Consider the following 1,039-nt stretch of genomic DNA (forward strand, 5'->3'; position numbering starts at 1 on the left):
AAACAGCTTATTCACTATATGTGGAAAAAGGGGTGTCCGCGTTCGTTAGGATTGTTTGTCGGTAGGAACATCAGCTTGTCCAGTCATGGCCATGTAGGCTATGGCCTGTCGCATGCAACCAACCTGGAAGACAGCCTGGTATTTCTTTGTGAATATTACAAAATTCGCGCACAAATTCTCAGCTTCTATATCGAAGAGGATGAAGAGAACATCTATCTCTGTATAAAACCCCTTGCCGATTGGGGAGACATTGATGTTGTTCTTTATGAGACGATTGCTGCGCTGGTTTTCAACATTATCAAATTTGCTATTGGCTCAAAAGTAGAAGAATGCGTTCTGGAGCTGCCTTTCGAAGAGCCTGACTGGAGTGACTTATATGGATCGTGTTTGCCGAAGCGCATTCGTTATTCAGACGGAGTTTTGCGATATGGTATGCCATTGGAGTGGAAGGCGATCACCTGCGTTTCAGCAGATCCGGTTACTGCCGAAATGGCCGCTCAACAATGTAAGAATGAGCTTAATCGTTTACTGGAATCACGCACATTATCAGACAAAGTGAATGAACTAATTCTTTCGAGTGTTCAGTTTGAACTATCACTCGAGCAAACCGCCAAGACGCTTTATATGTCCAAGAGCACCTTAATCAGAAAACTGAAGCAAGAAGGTAAGACTTTCAAACTTCTAATGGAAGACGCCAAGAAAAAAAATGCTCAATACTTGCTGAAGAAAACAGATCAAAAGATAGATGTGATCGCTTTACAGCTTGGTTACGAAGATGTGTCGAATTTTGGGCGCAGTTTCAAACGCTGGTTTGGCTGCGCGCCATCACAGTATCGAGAAGGGTAAGGAAGTTTATCGTTATTGACACTTATTGACCTGTCCTTGGCAACTCCCGCCATTCTTAGGTGCTGAGCACTCAGTTAACATCACCCTCATGATAACCATATTGACTCTAGATTGGGTGACAAGATGTCAGAACTAATATACGACTACATCATTGTTGGCGCCGGTTCGGCGGGCAGTGTGCTTGCGAATCGCT

Annotated in this window: 1 protein-coding gene; it reads left to right on the forward strand. The window is 43.9% G+C overall.

The genetic code is table 11. The features are described 5' to 3' along the window. Nucleotides 1–846 (forward strand): AraC family transcriptional regulator (locus A3735_RS01180; RefSeq protein ID WP_068637411.1); only part of this gene is annotated, 846 nt, incomplete at its 5' end. Between the last annotated feature and the right edge of the window lie 193 nt (nucleotides 847–1,039).

It is taken from the genome of Oleiphilus sp. HI0061 (genome assembly GCF_001635675.1).